This window comes from Streptomyces sp. NRRL S-646, assembly GCF_000720765.1.
Classification (GTDB): Bacteria; Actinomycetota; Actinomycetes; order Streptomycetales; family Streptomycetaceae; genus Streptomyces.
The window spans coordinates 524375-546278 of sequence record NZ_JODC01000005.1; the positions used below are offsets into that span (position 1 = coordinate 524375).

A 21904-nucleotide genomic window follows, 5' to 3' on the forward strand; every position below is an offset into this window, starting at 1 on the left:
TCGGGCCGACGGACATCGATCTGTCCCACTCGGTCCCCATAGCTTCCACCGCAGGCGCGGTACCCGCACTGCAGCCGCGCGGTGTCCGCATGCTGGAACGGAATATCCCGGTTCCCGAGAACCGCTCCATCATGTAACCTGCACGAAATTTTGCACTCAGCAGAGGGCCAACGTCGTCCCTCGGCAATATGCATATGCCACTTGAGACGACGACGGGAGAGCCGATGCGTACGCCGCGCCAGCCGTCCCAGCACTCCGCGAATGGCCAGAACTGGTCCTTCATGGATGCTCGCCCTGCTGCGCAGGGTATGTACGACCCCCGCAACGAACGCGACGCGTGCGGCGTCGGCTTCGTGGCGACCCTCACCGGCGAGGCGTCCCACACCCTGGTCGAGCAGGCCCTGACGGTGCTGCGCAACCTCGAGCACCGCGGCGCCACCGGCTCCGAGCCCGACTCGGGTGACGGCGCCGGCATCCTCTCCCAGGTGCCCGACACCTTCTTCCGTGAGGTGGCCGGATTCGAGCTGCCCGCGGCGGGCGGCTACGCCGTCGGTATCGCCTTCCTCCCGGAGGACTCCACCGAGGACGCCGTCTCGCAGATCGAGACGATCGCCGCCGACGAGGGCCTCACCGTCCTCGGCTGGCGCGAGGTTCCGGTCGCGCCCGAACTGCTCGGTGCCACCGCCCGTTCGACGATGCCGGCCTTCCGGCAGATCTTCGTCACGGACAATGCCTCGGAGGGCATCGCCCTCGACCGCAAGGCCTTTGTGCTGCGCAAGCGCGCCGAGCGTGAGGCCGGTGTCTACTTCCCGTCGCTCTCCGCTCGCACCATCGTCTACAAGGGCATGCTGACCACCGGTCAGCTGGAGCCCTTCTTCCCGGACCTCTCCGACCGCCGCTTCGGCTCGGCCGTCGCCCTGGTCCACTCGCGCTTCTCCACGAACACCTTCCCGTCGTGGCCCCTCGCGCACCCGTACCGCTTCGTCGCGCACAACGGTGAGATCAACACCGTCAAGGGCAACCGCAACTGGATGGTCGCCCGCGAGTCGCAGCTGGTCTCGGACCTGTTCGGAGACCAGGGCCTGGAGCGGATCTTCCCGATCTGCACGCCGGACGCCTCCGACTCCGCGTCCTTCGACGAGGTGCTCGAACTCCTGCACCTGGGCGGGCGTTCGCTGCCGCACTCCGTGCTGATGATGATCCCGGAGGCGTGGGAGAACCACGACTCCATGGACCCGGCCCGCCGCGCCTTCTACAACTTCCACTCCACGATGATGGAGCCCTGGGACGGGCCGGCCTGCGTCACCTTCACCGACGGCAAGCAGGTCGGCGCGGTCCTCGACCGCAACGGCCTTCGCCCCGGCCGCTACTGGGTCACCGACGACGGCCTGGTCGTCCTCGGCTCCGAGGTCGGCGTCCTCGACATCGACCCCTCCAAGGTCGTCCGCAAGGGCCGCCTGCAGCCCGGCAAGATGTTCCTCGTCGACACGGTCGAGCACCGCATCATCGAGGACGACGAGATCAAGGCGACCCTCGCCGCCGAGCTGCCGTACGCCGAGTGGATCGAGGCCGGTGAGATCGAGCTGGGCGACCTGCCCGAGCGCGAGCACATCGTCCACACCCACGCCTCGGTCACCCGCCGCCAGCAGACCTTCGGTTACACCGAGGAGGAGCTGCGCGTCATCCTCGCGCCGATGGCCAAGGCCGGTGCCGAGCCGATCGGTTCGATGGGTACGGACAGCCCGATCGCCGCTCTCTCCGAGCGTCCGCGGCTGCTCTTCGACTACTTCACCCAGCTGTTCGCGCAGGTCACCAACCCGCCGCTGGACGCGATCCGCGAGGAGCTCGTCACCTCGCTGCGCAGCTCGCTGGGTCCGCAGGGCAACCTGCTCGACCCGACGGCCGCCTCCTGTCGCAGCGTCGTCCTGCCCTTCCCGGTGATCGACAACGACGAGCTGGCCAAGCTCATCCACATCAACGCCGACGGCGACATGCCCGGCTTCAAGGCCGCGACCCTCTCCGGCCTTTACCGGGTCTCCGGCGGCGGCGACTCCCTCGCCGCGCGCATCGAGGAGATCTGCGCCGAGGCCGACGCCGCCATCGACAACGGCGCCCGGCTGATCGTCCTGTCGGACCGCCACTCGGACGCCGAGCACGCGCCGATCCCCTCGCTGCTGCTCACCGCGGCCGTCCACCACCACCTCATCCGCACCAAGCAGCGCACCCAGGTGGGTCTGCTGGTCGAGGCCGGTGACGTCCGCGAGGTCCACCACGTCGCGCTGCTCATCGGCTTCGGCGCCGCGGCCGTCAACCCGTACCTGGCGATGGAGTCCGTCGAGGACCTGGTCCGCGCGGGCACCTTCCTCTCGGGCATAGAGGCCGAGCAGGCCATCCGCAACCTGATCTACGCCCTCGGCAAGGGTGTTCTGAAGGTCATGTCCAAGATGGGCATCTCGACGGTCGCCTCCTACCGCGGCGCCCAGGTCTTCGAGGCCGTCGGTCTCGACGAGGCCTTCGTCGAGAAGTACTTCAACGGCACGGCCACCAAGATCGGCGGCGTCGGCATCGACGTCATCGCCAAGGAGGTCGCCGCCCGCCACGCGAAGGCGTACCCGGCGAGCGGCATCGCGCCCGCCCATCGCGCCCTCGACATAGGCGGCGAGTACCAGTGGCGCCGCGAGGGCGAGCCGCACCTGTTCGACCCGGAGACGGTGTTCCGCCTCCAGCACTCCACGCGCACCGGCCGCTACGACGTCTTCAAGAAGTACACCGAGCGCGTCAACGAGCAGTCCGAGCGGCTGATGACGCTCCGCGGCCTGTTCGGCTTCAAGTCGGACCGCCCGTCGATCTCCATCGACGAGGTCGAGCCGGTCTCGGAGATCGTCAAGCGCTTCTCCACCGGCGCCATGTCGTACGGCTCCATCTCGCGCGAGGCGCACGAGACGCTCGCCATCGCCATGAACCAGCTGGGCGGCAAGTCCAACACCGGTGAGGGCGGCGAGGACCCGGACCGTCTCTACGACCCGGCCCGGCGCAGCGCCATCAAGCAGGTGGCCTCCGGCCGCTTCGGTGTGACCTCCGAGTACCTGGTCAACGCCGACGACATCCAGATCAAGATGGCGCAGGGCGCCAAGCCCGGCGAGGGCGGTCAGCTGCCCGGCCACAAGGTCTACCCGTGGGTCGCGAAGACGCGTCACTCGACGCCGGGCGTGGGTCTCATCTCCCCGCCGCCGCACCACGACATCTACTCCATCGAGGACCTGGCCCAGCTGATCCACGACCTGAAGAACGCGAACCCGCAGGCGCGGATTCACGTCAAGCTGGTCTCCGAGGTCGGTGTCGGCACGGTCGCCGCGGGTGTCTCCAAGGCGCACGCGGACGTGGTGCTCATCTCCGGCCACGACGGTGGTACGGGTGCCTCCCCGCTGACCTCCCTCAAGCACGCGGGCGGTCCCTGGGAGCTCGGCCTCGCCGAGACCCAGCAGACGCTGCTGCTCAACGGCCTGCGCGACCGCATCGTCGTCCAGACCGACGGTCAGCTGAAGACCGGCCGTGACGTCGTCATCGCCGCACTGCTCGGCGCCGAGGAGTTCGGTTTCGCGACCGCTCCGCTCGTCGTCTCCGGCTGCGTCATGATGCGCGTCTGCCACCTGGACACCTGCCCGGTCGGCATCGCCACCCAGAACCCGACCCTCAGGGACCGGTTCTCCGGCAAGGCCGAGTACATCGTCAACTTCTTCCAGTACATCGCCGAAGAGGTCCGCGAGATCCTCGCCGAGCTGGGCTTCCGCACCATCGAGGAGGCCGTCGGCCACGCCGAGGCGCTCGACGTCACGCGCGCCGTCGACCACTGGAAGGCACAGGGCCTGAACCTGGAGCCGCTGTTCCACGTGCCCTCGCTGCCCGAGGGCGCGGTGCGCCACCAGGTCATCGCGCAGGACCACGGCCTGGAGAAGGCGCTCGACAACGAGCTGATCAAGCTCGCCGCCGACGCCCTGGCCGCGGACTCCGCGACCGACGCCCAGCCGGTGCGCGCGCAGGTCGCGATCCGCAACATCAACCGCACGGTCGGCACGATGCTCGGCCACGAGGTGACGAAGAAGTTCGGTGGCGCCGGCCTGCCCGACGACACCATCGACATCACCTTCACCGGCTCCGCGGGCCAGTCCTTCGGCGCCTTCCTGCCGCGCGGTGTCACGCTGCGCCTGGAGGGCGACGCCAACGACTACGTCGGCAAGGGCCTCTCCGGCGGCCGTGTGATCGTCCGCCCGGACCGGGGCGCCGACCACCTCGCCGAGTACTCGACCATCGCGGGCAACACCATCGCCTACGGCGCGACCGGCGGCGAGCTGTTCCTGCGAGGTCGTACGGGCGAGCGGTTCTGTGTCCGCAACTCCGGTGCGACGGTCGTCTCCGAGGGCGTGGGCGACCACGGCTGCGAGTACATGACCGGCGGTCGCGCGGTGGTCCTCGGTGAGACGGGCCGCAACTTCGCGGCCGGTATGTCGGGCGGTATCGCCTACGTCGTCGACCTGAACACCGACAACGTCAACGTCGGCAACGTCGGCGCTGTGGAGGCCCTCGACGACACCGACAAGCAGTGGCTGCACGACGTGGTGCGCCGCCACCAGGAGGAGACCGGCTCCACGGTCGCCGAGAAGCTCCTGGCCGAGTGGGACACCGCGGTCGAGCGCTTCAGCAAGATCATCCCCAGCACGTACAAGGCAGTGCTCGCCGCCAAGGACGCCGCCGAGCAGGCGGGACTCTCCGAGTCCGAGATCACCGAGAAGATGATGGAGGCGGCGATCAATGGCTGACCCGAAGGGCTTCCTGAACCACGGCCGTGAGGTCGCCAAGTCCCGCCCGGTCGACGTGCGTCTGAAGGACTGGAACGAGGTCTACGTCCCCGGCTCCCTGCTGCCGATCATCAGCAAGCAGGCCAGCCGGTGCATGGACTGCGGCATCCCGTTCTGCCACAACGGCTGTCCGCTGGGCAACCTCATCCCCGAGTGGAACGACTACGCCTACCGCGAGGACTGGTCGGCCGCGTCGGAGCGCCTGCACGCGACGAACAACTTCCCGGAGTTCACGGGCCGGCTCTGCCCCGCTCCGTGCGAGTCGGCGTGTGTGCTGGGCATCAACCAGCCGCCGGTGACCATCAAGAACGTCGAGGTCTCGATCATCGACAAGGCGTGGGACACCGGTGACGTCGCCCCGCAGATCCCCGAGCGTCTCTCCGGCAAGACGGTCGCGGTCATCGGCTCGGGCCCGGCCGGCCTGGCCGCCGCCCAGCAGCTGACCCGGGCGGGCCACACCGTCGCCGTCTACGAGCGCGCGGACCGCATCGGAGGCCTTCTCCGGTACGGCATCCCCGAGTTCAAGATGGAGAAGCGGCACATCAACCGCCGTATCGAGCAGATGCGCGCGGAGGGCACCCGCTTCCGTACCGGTATCGAGATCGGCCGCGACCTCAAGGCGACCGACCTCAAGAAGCGGTATGACGCGGTCGTCATCGCCGCCGGTGCGACGACCGCCCGTGACCTCCCGGTCCCCGGCCGCGAGCTCAAGGGCATCTACCAGGCGATGGAGTACCTGCCCCTGTCGAACAAGGTCCAGGAGGGCGACTACGTCACCTCCCCGATCTCGGCCGAGGGCAAGCACGTCGTGGTCATCGGCGGCGGCGACACCGGCGCGGACTGCGTGGGCACCGCCCACCGCCAGGGCGCAGCCTCCGTCACGCAGCTGGAGATCATGCCCCGCCCGAACGACGAGCGGAACAACGTCACCCAGCCGTGGCCGACGTTCCCGATGCTCTACAAGGTCACGTCCGCGCACGAGGAGGGCGGCGAGCGGGTCTACTCCGTCTCCACCACCCACTTCGAGGGCGACGAGGACGGCAACGTCCAGTGGCTGCACCTGACCGAGGTGGAGTTCGTCGAGGGCAAGCTGACCCCGAAGCCGGGCACGGAGCGCAAGATCCCCGCCCAGCTGGTGACGCTGGCGATGGGCTTCACGGGCACCGACCGGGAGAACGGCCTGGTCGAGCAGTTCGGCCTGGAGCTCGACGAGCGCGGCAACATCGCCCGCGACGCCGACTTCCAGACCAACATCCCCGGTGTGTTCGTCGCCGGTGACGCGGGCCGCGGCCAGTCCCTCATCGTGTGGGCGATCGCGGAGGGCCGCTCGGCCGCCCGCGGCACCGACCGCTTCCTGACGGGCGCCAGCGACCTGCCGGCCCCGATCCGCCCCACGGACCGGTCCCTGATGGCCTGACGGTCCCTCATATACGTCCCGTACAAAGGCGTACGGAACACCGCAACGGCGCTTGCCCTGTCCCCGACCGGACGACGGCAGGCGCCGTCGCATGTCTGCGGCCGGCCGCCGGCCGGGGCGGGCTACGGCACCTTGTACGTCTCCCCGTACACCTTCCACGTCAGCGGCGTCCTCAGGTCCAGGTTCCCGTCGTACAGGAACTGCCGCTGGGCCGTGTCGACGCGGCTGGTGTCGAGGTCGGGACGCACGGTCCGCATGGCCTCGACGCGGATGTCGAGGAAGACGTCCAGGTAGGTCTTCTCGGAGCCGCCCTGTGAGGGGAGGTCCGCCTCGTCCATCGCTTGTTCGCGCAGGCCGTAGAAGCTGTTCGGGCCGGTGCCGGGGCCGTGCTGGACCATGGCGTCGTAGTAGACGAACTGGCCGAGTGTGCCGAGGCCGTCCAGCTTGGCGAGGCGGACGGCCGGGTCGAAGTAGACGCGGTCGCGTTCCTCGTCCTGGGCCTTCCGGAAGGCGGGCAGCTCCGCCTCGGCCTTCCAGGCGGCGGTGAAGCCCGGGTCCAGGCCCTCGTGGGAGTCCGTGCCGTCGACCTCGCGCAGGGCGGGCAGGTAGTCGGCGAGGCCGTTGTCGGGATGGTCCTCGGTGTAGCGCTCGACGAGCGTGAGCAGGTCGTGGGTACCCGTGCAGAAGCCGACGGTGCCCGCGGTGTAGCCCTGGCCGTCGTCGATGTCCTCGATGTAGCCGTAGGCACTGCGCCAGTCCAGCGTCGAGTTCTCGGCGCCGGCCACGAGCTCCTGGGCCAGTTCCTTCTTGGCGGGGGCGGCGAGGCCGGCCGGCAGGTCGGCGATCACCTCCTCGTCCTCCGGCCTCTCCTGCTCGGCCCGGCTCTTGGCGCTCTGGCGGGCCTTCTGCGCGGCGGTGGCCTGCGTCCTGTTCCTGCTCCCGTCGGAGGAGTCGGCGGGCGAGAGGATGTAGACGACGCCCGTGACGACCAGGGGGAGGGTCGCGAACAGGAGGCAACCGGCACGTCGGGGGCCTGGGGGCCGTCCCCCAGAAAAACGCAGCATAGCGAGAGGGTACGGCCGGTTGATTCCCGGATGATCCAGGTCAGGCCGCCAGTTCCGTCACCTTCGCGACCGTCAGGACCACAAGGAGCGCCAGCAGGGCGACGCAGGCGCCTGCGTGGACGAGGTTGCGGCGCTGGTCGCGGGGTGCGTACGCGTAGGCGAGGGTCACCACAGCGCCGGCCAGCAGCCCGCCGAGGTGGCCCTGCCAGGACGTGACCAACGCGGAGATCACCAGCCACAGCAGCAGGCCGCCCATGAACTGGTTGACGGACCGCATGTCGGCGCCCAGGCGCCGGGCCATGACGTAGTACGCGGCCCCGAGCCCGAAGATCGCGCCGGAGGCGCCGACCGTGGCCTGGTCGGGGGCGATCAGCAGGACCAGCACGGAGCCGCCCAGCGCCGACAGGACGTACAGGGCGATGTAGCGGATCCGGCCGAGCTGGGACTCGACCACTCGGCCGATGTTCCACAGCGCGACCATGTTCATCACGATGTGCGCGATCCCGAACGTCCCCCCGGTGGGCGGCAGATGCAGGAACGCCCCGGTGAGCATGCGGTACCACTCACCGCCGACCACCCCTTCGAGGTGGTAGTCGGCGGGGTGGTCGGCCACCCACACGTAGTGGCCGCCGTCCGGCCCGACCAGCCCGCGGCCCAGCATCTCGAACCGGTCCACGATCGACGACCGCACCAACTCGCCCAGGTACGCGAGCACATTGAGCCCGATCAGGACGTACGTCACCACGGGCGCCGACGTGATCCGGCCGCCGAAGGCCGTCCGCGCCTGCCGTACCGATCGCGCGCCCTCCTTCACGCACTCCACGCACTGGTGGCCGACGGCCGCCTCCCGCATGCAGTCCGGGCAGATGTACCGGTCGCAGCGGGTGCAGCGGACGTGGGACTCCACCTTGGGATGGCGGTAGCAGGTGGTGACGGTGGACTCGGATTCCACAGCCGGCTCCTCGGAAGGGGGTGGGACGGACGGCGAGCCGGTGGGGACGGCGGCGAACAAAATAGCGAACGGCTGTGGGTGGTGGGAGGGGTGGGGTCGGCGTGACGTAACCTCGGCACGAACGAAGGGGGGAGCATGGCCGCGATCAGTCTCCGCAAGATCGAGGAGACCGCGCCCGCGCTGGTCAGCCTGTACAAGAGCGCCGGGGTGTCGCTCCGGAAGCACGGGCTGGACGGCCTGCGGGCGGCGGTGTACCTCGTCGTCGACTACTCCGGCTCGATGAAGCCGTACTACAAGGACGGCAGTGTGCAGGCCCTCGCCGACCGGGTGCTGGGGCTGTCCGCGCATCTCGACGACGACGGGCGCGTGCCGGTGGTCTTCTTCTCGACGGACGTCGACGCCGAGACCGACATCGCGCTCGCCGGTCACGAGGGCCGGATCGAGAAGATCGTGGCCGGGCTCGGGCACATGGGCAAGACCAGCTATCACCTGGCGATGGACGCGGTCATCGACCACTACCTCGACAGCGGTTCGACCGCCCCCGCCCTCGTCGTCTTCCAGACCGACGGCGGCCCGATCAACAAGCTCGCCGCGGAGCGCTATCTGTGCAAGGCGGCCAGACTGCCGCTGTTCTGGCAGTTCGTGGGCTTCGGGGATCCGGGCAGCAAGCAGTTCGACTTCCTGCGCAAGCTCGACGAGCTGGCGGTGCCGCACAAGCGGGTCGTCGACAACGCAGGGTTCTTCCACGCCGGATCGGATCCGGGGCAGCTGACCGACGCGGAACTGTACGACCGGCTGGTCGGGGAGTTCCCGACTTGGCTGGCCGCCGCGCGGGCCAAGGGGATCGTGCGGTCGGTCTGAGAGCCCGGGAGGGGCGCGAGTCACTCGTACGGCTGCTCTCACCGTTGGCTTACCCGGGACGCCGTGCCACCCTGAGGATGATCCGACGGGGAGGCGACGAACCTATGGACGGCGCACGATCGGGGAACCAGGCGGCCGGCTCCACGCGCAGGGAGCCGGCGGGCACGGGTGAGAAGCTGGCGAACTGGGCCGACGGGCGGCTGGGCCTGTACGGGCTGGCCAAGGCCAATATGCGCAAGGTCTTCCCGGACCACTGGTCCTTCATGCTGGGGGAGATCTGCCTCTACAGCTTCCTCATCCTGATCCTCACCGGCATCTATCTCACCCTGTTCTTCGAGCCGAGCGGCGTCGAGGTGATCTACCACGGCTCGTACGTCCCGCTCAACGGCGTCCCGATGACCCGGGCCTACGAGTCCACGCTCGACATCAGCTTCGATGTGCGCGGCGGGCTGCTGATCCGGCAGATCCACCACTGGGCGGCGCTGGTCTTCGTCACCGGCATGCTCGTGCACATGATGCGGGTGTTCTTCACCGGGGCGTTCCGCAAGCCGCGCGAGCTCAACTGGCTGTTCGGCTGGACCCTGCTGTTCCTCGGCATCATCACCGGCCTGACCGGCTACTCGCTCCCCGACGACCTGCTGTCCGGCACCGGCATCCGCTTCGCCGACGGCGCGATCCTGTCCGTCCCGATCGTCGGCACGTACCTGTCGTTCTTCCTCTTCGGCGGGGAGTTCCCGGGGCACGACATCATCTCGCGGCTCTTCCCGGTCCATGTCCTGCTGCTGCCGGGGATCATGCTGGGTCTGGTCGTCGCCCATCTGATCCTGGTCTTCTACCACAAGCACACCCAGTACCCGGGGCCCGGACGCGACCAGAAGACGGTCGTCGGCATGCCCTTCCTGCCGGTCTACATGGCCAAGGCGGGCGGCTTCTTCTTCCTCGTCTTCGGCGTGCTGGCCCTCATGGGCGGCCTCGCCAGCATCAACCCCGTGTGGGCCTTCGGCCCCTATCGCCCGGACCTGGTGACCACGGGGGCCCAGCCCGACTGGTATCTCGGCTTCTCCGAGGGCCTGATCCGGGTGATGCCGGGATGGGAGCTCAACTTCTGGGGCCACACCCTGGAGCTCGGCGTCTTCATCCCCTTCTCGCTCTTCCCGCTGCTGCTGCTCGCCCTCGGTCTGTATCCCTTCCTCGAGGCATGGATCACCGGCGACAAACGCGAGCACCACATCCTGGACCGGCCCCGCAACATGCCCGTCCGCACCGGCCTGGGCGCGGCCTGGCTGGCCCTGTACGCCGTGCTGCTGATCGGCGGCGGCAACGACATCGTGGCCACCCATCTGCATCTGTCCATCAACTCGATCACCTGGTTCGTGCGGGTCTCCTTCTTCGTGGCGCCGGTCGTCACGTTCCTCGTCACCAAACGGGTCTGCATGGGCCTGCAGCGCAGGGACCGGGACAAGGTGCTGCACGGCAGGGAGAGCGGCACCATCAAACGGCTGCCGCACGGCGAGTTCGTCGAGGTCCATGAGCCCCTCACGCAGGACCAGCTGTTCACCCTCACCCAGCACGAGCAGAACCCGCCCTACGAGATCGGCCCGCTCGTCGACGCGAACGGCGTACGGCGGCCGGTGAAGCCGGGGCAGCGGATGCGCGCCCGGCTGGCCCGGGTGATGTTCGGCTCGGAGTCGCACATCCCGAAGCCGACGGTGGAGGAGTACCGGGAACTCACCAGCGGCGATCACCACCACTGAGGACCAGGGCCCGGCACTCCTGCGGCCCGCCCCACGCGGTGTGCAGGGCGCGGGCCTTGGTCAGCCACAGGGACAGGTCGTACTCCGCGGTGTAGCCGATCGCGCCGTGCAGCTGCAGCGCCGTACGCGCGGTGGCGTACGCCGCCTCGGATGCGGTGACCTTGGCGGCGGCGACATCGGCGGGGGCCATGGTGAGCGCGGCCCCGAACAACAGGGGACGGGCGAACTCCAACGCGATCTTCGCGTCGGCCAGGTGATGCTTGACGGCCTGGAAGGAGCCTATGGGGACGCCGAACTGGGTGCGCTGCCCGACGTAGGCGACGGTTCTGTCCAGGAGCGCCAGGCCGACACCGAGGCACTGGGCGGCAGCGGCGAGGCGACCCCAGGTCAGGCCATGGGCGACGGCCTCGGCGACCTGCGGACCGGCAGCGAGCAGTTCCCCTCCGTGCGCCGGCGCGAAGAGGCGGCGGGCGGGGTCGAGGGAGGGGTGGGGGCGGCCGGGCGGGGGAGCGAGGCGCAGTTCGGCGTCCCTTGCCGCCACGGTCAGCCGTACGTCCGCCATGTCCGCGTCCAGCGCATACGGTCCCGTCGCGAGCGTCGCCGCCGACTCGCCGGAGGCCAGCGCGGGCAGCAGGCGTTTGGCCGGACCCGTGTCGTCCAGCGCGGCGAGCAGGGCCGCCGCCGCGACCGTCTCCACCAGCGGGCCCGGCACCGCATGCCGCCCCAACTCGACGAACGCGACGGCGAGTTCGACGGGACGGGGCCCCAGGCCGCCGTACTCCTCGGGGACCGCCAGTGCGAAGACGTCCGCGTCCGCGAGACGGGACCACAGCGCGCGGCCGCGCGTGTGCTCGCCGCGGCTCCAGTCCCGTACGACTGACGGCGTGTCGGCGGCCGTCAGCATGGCGTCGAGGGAGGCCGCGAACGCGCGCTGCTCTGCGTCAAGGAGAAAGCGCATCAGCGGCGTCCCTTCGGAACTCTCGGCACAACTTCGGTCGGGCGATGTCCGCTGCGGTTCCGCCGCGCCCCGAAGGGGCGCGGGGCTGTGTTGAACATGCGGCTACCGCCGCGCGGGCGCGACCAGCCACGATGGCGCCGCACACGATCGACGGCATATCGCGACCCCGCGGCGGAGCCGCAGATCGGCACAGTCAGCGCACCGCGCATCAGCGGCGCCCCTTAGGCAGGCCGAGCAGCCGCTCGGCGATGATGTCGCGCTGGATCTCGTTCGTGCCCGCGTAGATCGGGCCGGCGAGGGAGAAGACATAGCCCTCGGCCCACTCCGAGTCCGCCGCCTCGCCCTGCTCGCCCAGCAGATCGAGAGCCGTCTCGTGCAGCGCGAGGTCGTACTCGGACCAGAAGACCTTGTTCAGGCTGGACTCCGGGCCGATGGAGCCGCCCTCCAGGAAGCGGGAGGCGGCGGCGAAGGTGAAGAGCCGGTAGGCCCGCGCGCCGATCAGGGCGTCCGCCACCCGGGCCTGGGCGGAGGGCGGGCATCCCTGCTGTTGCCACAGACGGCGCAGCCGTTCTGCCGCTGCCAGGAAACGGCCGGGGGAGCGGAGCATCAGCCCTCGTTCGTTGCCCGCCGTCGACATCGCGATCCGCCAGCCCTCGCCGGGCGCGCCGATCACGTCCTCGTCCGGCACGAACACCTCGTCGAGGAAGAGCTCGGCGAACGCCGGTTTCCCGTCGAGGCGGCCGATCGGACGGACCGTGACACCGGGTGCGCGCAGGTCGAACATCAGATAGGTCAGCCCCTGGTGGGGCTTCGGGGCCTGCGGGTCGCTGCGGAACAGGCCGAAGGCACGGTCCGCGAAGGCGGCACGCGACGACCACGTCTTGTGCCCGCTCAGCAGCCAGCCGCCGTCCGTACGCACCGCCTTCGACCGCAGGGACGCCAGGTCCGAGCCCGCCTCCGGCTCCGACCAGGCCTGCGCCCACACCACCTCGCCCGTGGCCATGGGCGGCAGCACGCGCGCTCTCTGCTCCTCGCTGCCGTGGTCGAACAGGGTCGGCGCGAGCAGACTGATCCCGTTCTGACCGACCCGGCCCGGGGCTCCCGCCGCCCAGTACTCCTCCTCGAAGATCAGCCACCGGATCAGGCCGGAGTCCCTTCCGCCGTACGCCGTCGGCCAGTTGACGACCGACCAGCGGTCCGCGGCCAGCTCCGCCTCCCACGCGCGGTGGGCCGCGAAGCCCTCCGCGGTCTCCAGGGACGGCAGAGGAGCGCGCGGCACCCGGTCCGCGAGCCAGGCCCGGGCCTCGGCGCGGAAGGCCTCCTCTTCCTGCGTGAAGGCGAGATCCATCGGCTGCCATCCTTCCCTAACAAGTGTTTGGTAGGTTAGCGTGGGGCTATGACAGTCGTCGAGAGTCCCGTGTACGAGCCGGGGCACGGGCTGCTGAAGGGACGCACCGCCGTCATCACCGCGGCGGCCGGAGCGGGCATCGGCGGCGCGACCGCACGGCGCTTCCTGGAGGAGGGTGCGCGCGTGCTGATCGGCGACGCGCATGTGCGGCGCCTCAAGGAGTGCGAGGCGGAGCTGGCCGGCGAGTTCGGGGCCTCTTCGGTCGCAGCCCTGCCGTGCGACGTCACCGACGAGGGCCAGGTGCAGGCGCTGTTCGAGGCCGCCCTGCGGGAGCACGGGCGGCTGGACGTCGTGGTCAACAACGCCGGTCTGGGCGGCACTTCGGACCTGGTCGACATGAGCGACGAGCAGTGGGCCCGCGTCCTCGACGTGACGTTGAACGGCACCTTCCGGTGCACACGGGCGGCGTTGCGGCTGATGCGGGCGGACGGACGCGGCGGCGTGATCGTCAACAACGCGTCGGTGGTCGGCTGGCGCGCCCAGGCCGGCCAGGCCCACTACGCCGCGGCGAAGGCGGGGGTGATGGCGCTGACCCGTTGCGCGGCGATCGAGGCAGCCGAGTACGGGGTGCGGGTCAACGCCGTCTCACCGAGCCTCGCCATGCACCCGCACCTGGTGAAGGTGACGACGCCCGGACTGCTGGAGGAACTGACCGCACGCGAGGCCTTCGGCCGGTACGCCGAGCCCTGGGAGGTGGCCAACGTGATCGTGTTCCTGGCGTCCGGCTACTCCTCGTACATGACCGGAGAAGTCGTCTCCGTCAGCAGCCAGCACGCCTGAGGACCGGAGCGGACGACAATGGACCCGTGCCGACCAAGAAGAAGCCCCAGGTGACCGCCGCACCCGCCCGGCGCCGCGAACTCCTCGACACCGCCGCCGAGGTCTTCGCCGAGCAGGGCTACAACGCCACCACCGTACGCAAGATCGCGGACCACGCGGGCATGCTCGCGGGCAGCCTCTACTACCACTTCGACTCCAAGGAATCGATGCTGGAGGAGATCCTGCGGACCTTCCTCGACGAGCTCTGGGGCGGCTACGACACCGTCCTGGACGCCGAGCTCGGACCGCGGGAGACGCTGGAGGCCCTGGTCACCGAGTCGTTCCGGGAGATCGACCGGCACCGCGCCGCCGTCGCGATCTACCAGAAGGAGAGCAAGCAGCTGCTCGCACAGGAGCGGTTCGCGTTTCTCGCGGAGTCGCAGCGCAAGTTCGAGAAGGCGTGGCTGTCCACGCTGGAGCGCGGGGTCGCCGCCCAGGTCTTCCGGGCGGACCTGGACGTCCGGCTCACCTACCGGTTCGTGCGCGACACCGTGTGGGTGGCCGCGTCCTGGTACCGGCCCGGCGGGCAGCACAGCCCGGAGGAGATCGCCCGGCAGTATCTGTCGATGGTGCTGGACGGGATCGCGGTACGCGAATAGCCCTTTCTGCTGAGGGAGTTGACATGGCCGAGGCCTACATCGTCGAAGCGGTCCGTACGCCTGTGGGGCGGCGCGGGGGCGGACTGAGCGGCGTCCATCCTGCCGACCTCGGTGCCCATGTGCTGAAGGAACTGATGACCCGCTCCGGGGTGGATCCGGCCGCCGTCGAGGACGTCGTGTTCGGCTGTCTGGACGCGGTGGGGCCGCAGGCCGGGGACATCGCGCGGACCTGCTGGCTGGCGGCGGGGTTGCCCGAGGAGGTACCGGGCGTGACGATCGACCGGCAGTGCGGTTCCTCGCAGCAGGCCGTGCACTTCGCGGCGCAGGCCGTGCTGTCGGGCACGCAGGACCTGGTGGTCGCCGGCGGCGTGCAGAACATGTCGCAGATCCCGATCGCCTTCGCGACCCGCCGGGCCGCCGAGCCCCTGGGGTTCACCGAAGGCCCCTTCGCGGGCAGCGAGGGCTGGCGCGCACGGTACGGGGACCAGCCGGTGAACCAGTTCGTCGGCGCCGAGATGATCGCCGCGAAGTGGGGGATCAGCCGTGGGGACCAGGAGGAGTTCGCGCTCAGGTCCCATCAGCGGGCGCTGCGGGCCATCGACGAGGGCCGCTTCGACCGCGAGACCGTCGGCTACGGCCCGGTCGCCGTCGACGAGGGCCCGCGCCGGGACACCTCCCTGGAGAAGATGGCCGCGCTCAAGCCGGTCCTCGACGGCGGCACCATCACCGCCGCCTGCTCCTCGCAGGTGTCCGACGGGGCGGCGGCGATGCTGCTCGCCTCGGAGCGGGCGGTACGCGAGCACGGACTGACGCCACGCGCGCGCGTGCACCACATCTCCGTGCGCGGTGAGGACCCGATCCGCATGCTCTCCGCTCCGATACCGGCCACCGCCCATGCCCTGAAGAAGACCGGCCTCTCGATCGACGACATCGACCTCGTCGAGATCAACGAGGCCTTCGCGCCGGTCGTCCTCGCCTGGCTGAAGGAGATCGCCGCCGACCCGGACAAGGTCAACGTCAACGGCGGCGCGATCGCCCTCGGCCATCCCCTGGGCGCGACGGGCGTCAAGCTGATGACGACCCTCCTGCACGAACTGGAGCGCACGGGGGGCCGTTTCGGCCTGCAGACGATGTGCGAGGGCGGCGGCCAGGCGAACGTGACGGTCATCGAGAGGCTGTGAGGGGGCGGCGGGCGGCGGCCACCGCGCCGGGCGCGGGTGCCCGGGAGCCCGACACCGACGCGTCCGGTATCCCAAGCCCGCGCAGCACCTCACGCAGCCGCGCCACCGCGGCGCCCGCCTCCTGGAACGCCTTGTCCGGCAAGGGTTCCAGCACATCCACGGACAGCTTCACCCGGACCAGTTGCGGCTCGACCCGCACACTGCCGGCACCGAAGACGCTGAGCCCCCAGGGCTCGCCGATCGTCTCCGTCATGCGCGCATTGAAGCACTGCCCTTGGCCAACTCGCCGATGATTTCCTCCGCTTGGGCCATCACCCCCGCCACCAGCTCCGCACACGACGGCAGATCCCCGATCACCCCGGCGACCTGCCCCGACGCCATCACCCCGAGGTCCGTACGGCCGTCCACCATGGCCGCCTTCAGCAGCATGGGGGTGTTCGCAGCGAGCAGGATCTGACTCCAGGTGAGGTCCTTGCCATGCTTCATGGCGAGCCCGTCGCGCACCATCTGCCGCCAGGTCAGCCCCGACAGCCGACGGAAGCCCGCCGCCCGGCGGACCGCGTGGAAGAGGGCCTTCGCGCGGCCGGAGTTCTCCAGGGAGTCCACCAGGTCCGTGCGGAGCATCCGGTGGGGCAGGCCGTCCACCGCCCTGGTCACCGTGACGTCCCGCACGGTCGCCGCCAGGTACCTCGCCTTCACCGTGTCCGGCACCGTCGAGTCCGCCGTCAGCAGGAACCGGGTGCCCATCGCGATCCCCGCCGCCCCGTACGCCAGCGCCGCGACCAGTCCCCGTCCGTCGAAGAAACCGCCCGCCGCCACCACCGGTATCCGCACCGCGTCCACCACCTGCGGCAGCAGCACCGTCGTCGCGACCTCGCCGGTGTGCCCGCCGCCCTCGCCGCCCTGCACGATCACGGCGTCCGCGCCCCAGGCCGCGACCTTCTCGGCATGCCGGCGCGCGCCTATGGAGGGGATGACGACCACGCCCGCCTTCTTCAGCTCCGCGATCAGCTCGGCGGAGGGCGCGAGGGCGAAGGAAGCCACCCGCACGCCCTCCTCGATCAGGATCCGCACCCGGTCGCCGGCATCGGAGGCGTCCGCCCGCAGATTGACCCCGAACGGCGCGTCCGTACGGGACTTGACCTCACGCACCGCCTCGCGCAGCCGGTCGACGGTCATGGTCGCGGAGGCCAGGATGCCCAGCGCGCCCGCGTTCGCCGAAGCGGAGACCAGACGCGGGCCCGCCACCCACCCCATGCCCGTCTGCACGATCGGATGCCGGACCCCGACCAGCCGGGTGAGAGCCGTCTCCCTCACGAGCCGACCTCCCTGGCGCGGCTGCCGGCCGGGTCGATCACTTCACGGATGAGCCGCAGCTCCTCGGCGGTCGGCTCACGCGTCGGCGGCACGTCGTACGGGACGACCAGATCGAAGCCCGTCGCCTCTGTGACCTGCTCCACCGTGACACCGGGGTGCAGTGAAGCGAGCCGCATCGAGTGGTCGGGGGTGGTGAAGTCGAAGACGCCCAGATCGGAGACGACACACGGGATGCGGTGATAGCGCGCACCGGCCGCACGGTCGTATCCGACACCGCAGACCATGTCGACCTTCTCGACGAACACCCGCCGCGAATGCCTCGGCACCCAGTAACTCGTCGGATTGTTCAGGGTGTTGACCGGTGCGCCCCGCACTCCGAGCAACTGGCGTGCGGGCCGTTCCCAATCGCCGATGCAGGAGATGTTCTGGTTGCCGAACCGGTCGATCTGGCTCGCGCCCATCATCACGTGCCGGCAGCCACTGGACACCAGGGCAAGATGCTGCCGGTACGGCAGCCAGCCCTCCGGCGTCCCGTCCGGGCGGACCAGCATCGCCTCGCCGTCGGTCAGCAGCAGGTCCGGGGAGAAGGTGAGCCGGGCGAGACGGGCTCCGATGGACGGGATCAGTCCCATGGGGCTGGCGAGCACCTCACCGTTGCCCCGCCAGGCCTCGGCGCAGGCGATCACGCAGTACTCGGCGCGGCTCACCTCGCTCATGTCGCCTCCCCGACCGCTGACTGATACGCCTGCTCGTCCCCGCCCAGGAACCGCGCCGCGAATTCCGGCCACGGCGTAGTCGCATACGTCTTCTGGAAGGCCTCGTCCCGCCCGTAGTCGGGCGCGCAGGAGGTGAAATGGGCGCCGTTCGGGGCCTCGACGACCCCGGTCACCGTATGGCGCTTGACGAGCAAGGTCTGCGGTGCGGCCTCCTTCGTCAACTCGGCGGTGTCGACGATCCGTTCGCACGACAAGTAGGCCGCGTCCGCCGCTTCGCAGAACAGGTCGTCGAAGTACGGGTCGGGGCCCAGATACTGCCCGTTGCCCAGCCGGTCGGCGCGGCCCACGTGGACCAGGGCCGCGTCCATCCTCAGGGCGGGCATCGCCACGAACGTCTCCCCGTCGTCGTAGGGCGAAGTCACCGTCCGCAGCCCGGGGTTGACCCGCATCACGTCCGAGCCGATCCCGGCCCGCACCGGCAGGAACGGCAGCCGGTTCGCCGCCGCGTGCAGCCCCCACATGAACATCGCCTCGTCGATCTCCATCAGTTCCAGGGCACCGCTCTCGCGGGCTGCGCGGTAGTGCGGTTCGAGGGGGATCGAGTCGAGGGTGACGAAGGGTGCCACCAGTTTCCGGATCCGTCCGGCGGCCGCGAGCATGCCGACGTCCGGGCCGCCGTACGAGATGACGGTGAGGTCGTCGATACCGGACCGCAGCAGCGCCCTGACCAGGGCCATGGGTTTGCGTCGTGAACCCCAGCCGCCGATGCCGAGGGTCATGCCGCTCTGCAGACGGGAGACGACCTGCTCGGCGGTCATCGTCTTGTCACTCACGCCTGTGCACCATCCCTCTCATCCCTCTCCTTGCCGAAGGCGTCACGCACCCGGTCACCCACCCCGACCGCGTTCGCCTCGTAGGTGAAGCCCTGCTCGAAGCGGTAGCTGCGGCGCACGTCGACCGGGTCGATGCCGTTGATGGCGGCCTTGGCCAGACGCAGCAGCTCCCCGTCCTTGGCGGCTATCTCGCCCGCCAACTCCAGGGCAGCGGCGTGCAGTTCCTCCCGTGGTACAACCCGCCACACCGAGCCGTGCGCGTGCAGCTCGGCGGCGGTCGCGGTGCGGGAGGTGTAGTACAGCGCGCGCATCAGGTGCTGCGGGACCAGCCGGGACAGGTGCGTGGCCGCGCCCAGGGCGCCCCGGTCCAGCTCGGGCAGCCCGAAGGTGGCGTCCTCGCTCGCCACGATCGCGTCCGCGTTCCCCACCAGCCCGATCCCGCCGCCCAGGCAGAAGCCCTGCACCGCCGCCACCACGGGCACCGCGCACTCGTACACCGCTGCGAACGCCTCGAAGCAGCCGCGGTTGGCGCCGGTCAGTGCGCTGGGCCCTTGCGCCTGTATCTCCTTGATGTCCACGCCCGCGTTGAACCCCCGCCCCCGCGCGGCCAGCACCACGCACCGCACCTGCGGGTCGCGGCCCGCCGTGCGCACCGCGTCGGCCAGGGCGAACCAGCCGTCCACCGGCAGCGCGTTCACCGGCGGGAAGTCGACCGTCACGACGGCGATGCCATTTTTTTCGGGCCCCTTTTCCGGGGTCGAGGTGGAGACACCCATGGGCACATCAGCTACCTTTCCAACCAACGCCTTTCCACCAAACATTTGTTAGGTGCGAGGCTTCGAAGCTAGCAGCCGTCGGATCGGAGCGGGAGGCCTGTGGATAAGTTGCGCCGGCCGCAGCTGAGCGGCAGGACCGTCGTCGTCACCGGCGGCACCCGCGGCGTCGGAGCAGGGATCGCGCAGGCCTTCGCCGAGGCCGGTGCCGAGGTCCTCGCCTGTGCGCGCCGACCGCCCGAAGTTCCGGTCGAGGGCGTCGAGTTCGCGCCCCTCGACCTGCGTGATCCGCCCGCCGTACGTGCCTTCTTCGCCGGACTCCCGCGGCTCGACGTCCTGGTCAACAACGCGGGCGGCGGGCCCTACCGCCTGCTGGCCGACGCGGAAGCCGAGCGGCACGCGCGCGTACTGGAGCTGAACCTCCTCGCGCCGCTGACGGCCTCCCTCGCCGCGTACGAACACCTCAGGCGGGCGCAGGGCGCCGTCGTGATGATCGGCAGCGTCAGCGGCAGCCGCCCCTCACCAGGTTCGGCAGCATACGGGGCGGCCAAGGCGGGCCTGGAGAGCCTCGCCCGCTCGATGGCCGTGGAGTGGGCGCCCGAGGTCCGGGTCAACACCCTCGTCGTCGGCATGGTCCGCACCGAGCTGGCCCACCTCCACTACGGCGGCGAGGACGGCATCGAGGGGGTCGCCCGCACGGTTCCGCTCGGCCGCCTGGCCACACCCGCCGACGTGGGCGCGGCCGCGGTGTTCCTGGCCTCCGACGCGGCCGCCTACATCAGCGGGGCGAGCCTGCTGGTGCACGGGGGAGGGGAGCGGCCGGCGTTCTTGGATGCGGCAACTGCCAACAAGGACAAGCGAGATGGCCGGACACGTGAGATGGGCGGAGACGTGAGATGAGCGGAATCTGCGACGGGCGGGTCGTGGTCGTCACCGGCGCCGGCCGCGGACTGGGGCGAGCGCACGCGCGCGCGTACGCGGCGGAGGGCGCCCGGCTGGTCGTCAACGACCTGGGGGTCGGCCTGGACGGGAGGCCTGACCCCGGCAGTCCCGCCGGGCGGGTGGCGGACGAGATCCGCGCGGCGGGCGGCCAGGCGATCGCCCACGGCGGCGACATCGCCACCACCGAAGGAGCGGCCTCCCTGGTCGCGACGGCCCTGGAGACATACGGCCGGCTCGACACCCTCGTCAACAACGCAGGCTTCCTGCGCGACCGGATGCTCGTCAACCTCGACGAGGACGACTGGGACGCCGTCCTGCGCGTCCACCTCAAGGGCCACTTCCTGCCGCTGAAGCACGCCGCCGCGCACTGGCGGGCCGAGGCCAAGGCGGGCCGTATGCCGGTGGCCCGGATCGTCAACACCAGCAGCGGTGCCGGGCTGTTGGGGTCGGTCGGGCAGGGCAACTACAGCGCCGCGAAGGCCGGAATCGTCGGCCTGACGCTGGTCGCGGCGGCCGAACTGCGCCGCTACGGCGTCCAGGTCAACGCCGTCGCGCCCGCTGCCCGCACGCGGATGACGGAACGCACCTTCGCCGAGACGATGACGGCGCCCGCCGACGGCTTCGACGCGATGGCCCCCGAGAACGTCTCCCCGCTCGTCGTCTGGCTCGGCTCCGCCGCGAGCGCCGGTGTGAGCGGGCGCGTGTTCGAGGCGGAGGGTGGCCGGATCACGGTCATGGAGGGCTGGCGGCCGGGTCCGAGCGCCGACAAGGGTGCGCGCTGGAGTCCCGGCGAGGCCGGCGAGGCGGCGCTGAAGCTGCTGGCGGAGGCGGCGGAGCCGGGCGCGGTGTACGGGGCCTGAGCGGGCTCAGCCGGTGAGACGGGCGGCGGCCTTGCGCTGCTCCTCCGTCATCACCTGCAGGAAGCGGATCACGGTGTCCAGCTCGTCCGTGCTGAACTCCTCGCACGCCGCGGCGATGTCGCGCGCCCAGTCCTCGAAGAACGCGAAGAGATGGGCGACCTTCTCCCGGTTCAGCTCGACGAGCACCCGCCGCTTGTCCGTCGGATGCTTGACCCGGCGTACGAATCCCTTGGCTTCGAGGCGGTCGACCAGACCGGTGACGGATGCGGGAGCCAGGCCGGTGCGCTCGGCGAGCTCCTTCGCGGTGAGCGGGCCGTGCCGCTCCAGGAGGTCGAGGGCCTTCTCCTCGCTCGGGATCAGGCCTTGCCTGGCGGACACCGCGGAATGGAACATCACGGTGGCCCCACTGTTCTCCCGGCCCACGGCGAACAGCCGCAACAGTGTCTCGGCCCGCCGCTTGTCGTCCGTGGGGACGGCCGCCTCCAGGTTCGGCACCAGGCGCCGTTCGGGTCCCGTCTCGCTGCCGCTCATGGCGTCAGCCTAGCAAATATTTCGTTCGTCCGAACTAAGTACTTGCGATCACGGAAGTGTCGG

At 70.4% G+C, this 21904-nt stretch carries 19 protein-coding genes; 9 read left to right on the forward strand and 10 right to left on the reverse strand.

Features of this window, described 5'->3' with window-relative positions:
* The first annotated feature begins 224 nt into the window (after window positions 1-224).
* A complete protein-coding gene (gltB, locus tag IH68_RS0112295; RefSeq protein WP_078912424.1) occupies window positions 225-4817 on the forward strand; it encodes a glutamate synthase large subunit in 4593 nt (1530 codons plus the stop codon).
* On the forward strand, window positions 4810-6273 hold the full coding sequence (locus IH68_RS0112300; protein WP_030932975.1) for a glutamate synthase subunit beta: 1464 nt from the start codon (window positions 4810-4812) through the stop codon (window positions 6271-6273). The genes gltB and IH68_RS0112300 overlap by 8 nt, the downstream gene beginning before the upstream one ends.
* A 122-nt stretch (window positions 6274-6395) precedes the next feature.
* On the opposite strand, the gene IH68_RS0112305 is transcribed toward IH68_RS0112300, so the two are convergent.
* Window positions 6396-7337: a chitosanase gene (locus IH68_RS0112305; protein ID WP_051833383.1), complete on the reverse strand. Its 942-nt coding sequence runs from the start codon at window positions 7335-7337 to the stop codon at window positions 6396-6398.
* 40 nt (window positions 7338-7377) lie between these two features.
* Window positions 7378-8289 (reverse strand): rhomboid family intramembrane serine protease, encoded by a 912-nt coding sequence (locus IH68_RS0112310; RefSeq protein ID WP_030932982.1) that lies wholly within the window; start codon window positions 8287-8289, stop codon window positions 7378-7380.
* Between the two features lie 135 nt (window positions 8290-8424).
* Here IH68_RS0112310 and IH68_RS0112315 point away from each other — a divergent pair, with 135 nt between their 5' ends.
* Both IH68_RS0112315 and IH68_RS0112320 read left to right on the forward strand, forming a co-directional pair.
* Window positions 8425-9150: a vWA domain-containing protein gene (locus IH68_RS0112315; RefSeq protein ID WP_030932985.1), complete on the forward strand. Its 726-nt coding sequence runs from the start codon at window positions 8425-8427 to the stop codon at window positions 9148-9150.
* A gap of 104 nt (window positions 9151-9254) precedes the next feature.
* Entirely contained in the window at window positions 9255-10904 is a 1650-nt protein-coding gene (locus tag IH68_RS0112320; protein ID WP_030932988.1) for a cytochrome b, read from the forward strand.
* On the opposite strand, the gene IH68_RS0112325 is transcribed toward IH68_RS0112320, so the two are convergent.
* Both IH68_RS0112325 and IH68_RS0112330 read right to left on the reverse strand, forming a co-directional pair.
* Window positions 10879-11862, reverse strand: a complete 984-nt coding sequence (locus IH68_RS0112325) for an acyl-CoA dehydrogenase family protein (protein ID WP_030932991.1) — start codon at window positions 11860-11862, stop codon at window positions 10879-10881. The genes IH68_RS0112320 and IH68_RS0112325 overlap by 26 nt on opposite strands.
* A gap of 208 nt (window positions 11863-12070) precedes the next feature.
* Window positions 12071-13210, reverse strand: a complete 1140-nt coding sequence (locus IH68_RS0112330) for an acyl-CoA dehydrogenase family protein (RefSeq protein WP_030932994.1) — start codon at window positions 13208-13210, stop codon at window positions 12071-12073.
* A 48-nt stretch (window positions 13211-13258) separates the two neighbouring features.
* Between IH68_RS0112330 and IH68_RS0112335 the strand changes: the two genes are divergently transcribed.
* Genes IH68_RS0112335 through IH68_RS0112345 form a run of 3 tightly spaced genes read left to right on the forward strand, consistent with a single transcriptional unit; the run spans window position 13259 to window position 15869 of the window.
* Complete coding sequence (locus IH68_RS0112335; protein ID WP_030932998.1) at window positions 13259-14050, forward strand: SDR family oxidoreductase; 792 nt, start codon at window positions 13259-13261, stop codon at window positions 14048-14050.
* A gap of 26 nt (window positions 14051-14076) precedes the next feature.
* Window positions 14077-14688 carry a TetR/AcrR family transcriptional regulator gene (locus IH68_RS0112340; protein ID WP_030933001.1) on the forward strand — a complete coding sequence of 204 codons (612 nt, stop codon included), beginning with the start codon at window positions 14077-14079 and terminating at the stop codon, window positions 14686-14688.
* Window positions 14689-14711: 23 nt separating this feature from the next.
* Entirely contained in the window at window positions 14712-15869 is a 1158-nt protein-coding gene (locus IH68_RS0112345) for an acetyl-CoA C-acetyltransferase (protein WP_030933003.1), read from the forward strand.
* Here IH68_RS0112345 and IH68_RS0112350 read toward each other — a convergent pair.
* Genes IH68_RS0112350 through IH68_RS0112370 form a run of 5 tightly spaced genes read right to left on the reverse strand, consistent with a single transcriptional unit; the run spans window position 15853 to window position 19511 of the window.
* A complete protein-coding gene (locus IH68_RS0112350; RefSeq protein WP_030933005.1) occupies window positions 15853-16122 on the reverse strand; it encodes an SIMPL domain-containing protein in 270 nt (89 codons plus the stop codon). The two genes, IH68_RS0112345 and IH68_RS0112350, sit on opposite strands and share 17 nt — an antisense overlap.
* Complete coding sequence (locus IH68_RS0112355; protein ID WP_030933007.1) at window positions 16119-17186, reverse strand: NAD(P)H-dependent flavin oxidoreductase; 1068 nt, start codon at window positions 17184-17186, stop codon at window positions 16119-16121. Before IH68_RS0112355 ends, IH68_RS0112350 begins: the two co-directional genes overlap by 4 nt.
* Window positions 17183-17902: a CoA-transferase subunit beta gene (locus IH68_RS0112360; protein WP_030933008.1), complete on the reverse strand. Its 720-nt coding sequence runs from the start codon at window positions 17900-17902 to the stop codon at window positions 17183-17185. The genes IH68_RS0112355 and IH68_RS0112360 overlap by 4 nt, the downstream gene beginning before the upstream one ends.
* Window positions 17899-18735, reverse strand: coding sequence for a CoA transferase subunit A (locus tag IH68_RS0112365; protein ID WP_030933011.1), 837 nt, complete (start codon window positions 18733-18735; stop codon window positions 17899-17901). The genes IH68_RS0112360 and IH68_RS0112365 overlap by 4 nt, the downstream gene beginning before the upstream one ends.
* Window positions 18732-19511: an enoyl-CoA hydratase family protein gene (locus IH68_RS0112370; RefSeq protein ID WP_030933014.1), complete on the reverse strand. Its 780-nt coding sequence runs from the start codon at window positions 19509-19511 to the stop codon at window positions 18732-18734. The genes IH68_RS0112365 and IH68_RS0112370 overlap by 4 nt, the downstream gene beginning before the upstream one ends.
* 99 nt (window positions 19512-19610) lie before the next feature.
* On the opposite strand from IH68_RS0112370, the gene IH68_RS0112375 reads away from it, so the two are divergent.
* Together IH68_RS0112375 and IH68_RS0112380 are read left to right on the forward strand one after the other, a co-directional pair.
* Window positions 19611-20408 (forward strand): SDR family oxidoreductase, encoded by a 798-nt coding sequence (locus IH68_RS0112375; protein WP_234341320.1) that lies wholly within the window; start codon window positions 19611-19613, stop codon window positions 20406-20408.
* Window positions 20405-21310 (forward strand): SDR family oxidoreductase, encoded by a 906-nt coding sequence (locus IH68_RS0112380; RefSeq protein ID WP_030933019.1) that lies wholly within the window; start codon window positions 20405-20407, stop codon window positions 21308-21310. The genes IH68_RS0112375 and IH68_RS0112380 overlap by 4 nt, the downstream gene beginning before the upstream one ends.
* Before the next feature lie 6 nt (window positions 21311-21316).
* Here the strand turns inward: IH68_RS0112380 and IH68_RS0112385 are convergent, their stop codons facing one another.
* Window positions 21317-21841: a MarR family winged helix-turn-helix transcriptional regulator gene (locus tag IH68_RS0112385; RefSeq protein WP_078912425.1), complete on the reverse strand. Its 525-nt coding sequence runs from the start codon at window positions 21839-21841 to the stop codon at window positions 21317-21319.
* Window positions 21842-21904: the final 63 nt, after the last annotated feature.

Coding starts and splice junctions, on each gene's coding strand:
- IH68_RS0112315 (WP_030932985.1), top strand. CDS start 8,425: ATGGCCGCGATCAGTCTCCGCAAGATCGAGGAGACCGCGCCCGCGCTG.
- IH68_RS0112335 (WP_030932998.1), top strand. CDS start 13,259: ATGACAGTCGTCGAGAGTCCCGTGTACGAGCCGGGGCACGGGCTGCTG.
- IH68_RS0112350 (WP_030933005.1), bottom strand. CDS start 16,122: ATGACGGAGACGATCGGCGAGCCCTGGGGGCTCAGCGTCTTCGGTGCC.
- IH68_RS0112385 (WP_078912425.1), bottom strand. CDS start 21,841: ATGAGCGGCAGCGAGACGGGACCCGAACGGCGCCTGGTGCCGAACCTG.
- IH68_RS0112300 (WP_030932975.1), top strand. CDS start 4,810: ATGGCTGACCCGAAGGGCTTCCTGAACCACGGCCGTGAGGTCGCCAAG.
- IH68_RS0112360 (WP_030933008.1), bottom strand. CDS start 17,902: ATGAGCGAGGTGAGCCGCGCCGAGTACTGCGTGATCGCCTGCGCCGAG.
- IH68_RS0112380 (WP_030933019.1), top strand. CDS start 20,405: ATGAGCGGAATCTGCGACGGGCGGGTCGTGGTCGTCACCGGCGCCGGC.
- IH68_RS0112320 (WP_030932988.1), top strand. CDS start 9,255: ATGGACGGCGCACGATCGGGGAACCAGGCGGCCGGCTCCACGCGCAGG.
- IH68_RS0112345 (WP_030933003.1), top strand. CDS start 14,712: ATGGCCGAGGCCTACATCGTCGAAGCGGTCCGTACGCCTGTGGGGCGG.
- IH68_RS0112330 (WP_030932994.1), bottom strand. CDS start 13,210: ATGGATCTCGCCTTCACGCAGGAAGAGGAGGCCTTCCGCGCCGAGGCC.
- IH68_RS0112305 (WP_051833383.1), bottom strand. CDS start 7,337: ATGCTGCGTTTTTCTGGGGGACGGCCCCCAGGCCCCCGACGTGCCGGT.
- gltB (WP_078912424.1), top strand. CDS start 225: ATGCGTACGCCGCGCCAGCCGTCCCAGCACTCCGCGAATGGCCAGAAC.
- IH68_RS0112325 (WP_030932991.1), bottom strand. CDS start 11,862: ATGCGCTTTCTCCTTGACGCAGAGCAGCGCGCGTTCGCGGCCTCCCTC.
- IH68_RS0112370 (WP_030933014.1), bottom strand. CDS start 19,511: ATGGGTGTCTCCACCTCGACCCCGGAAAAGGGGCCCGAAAAAAATGGC.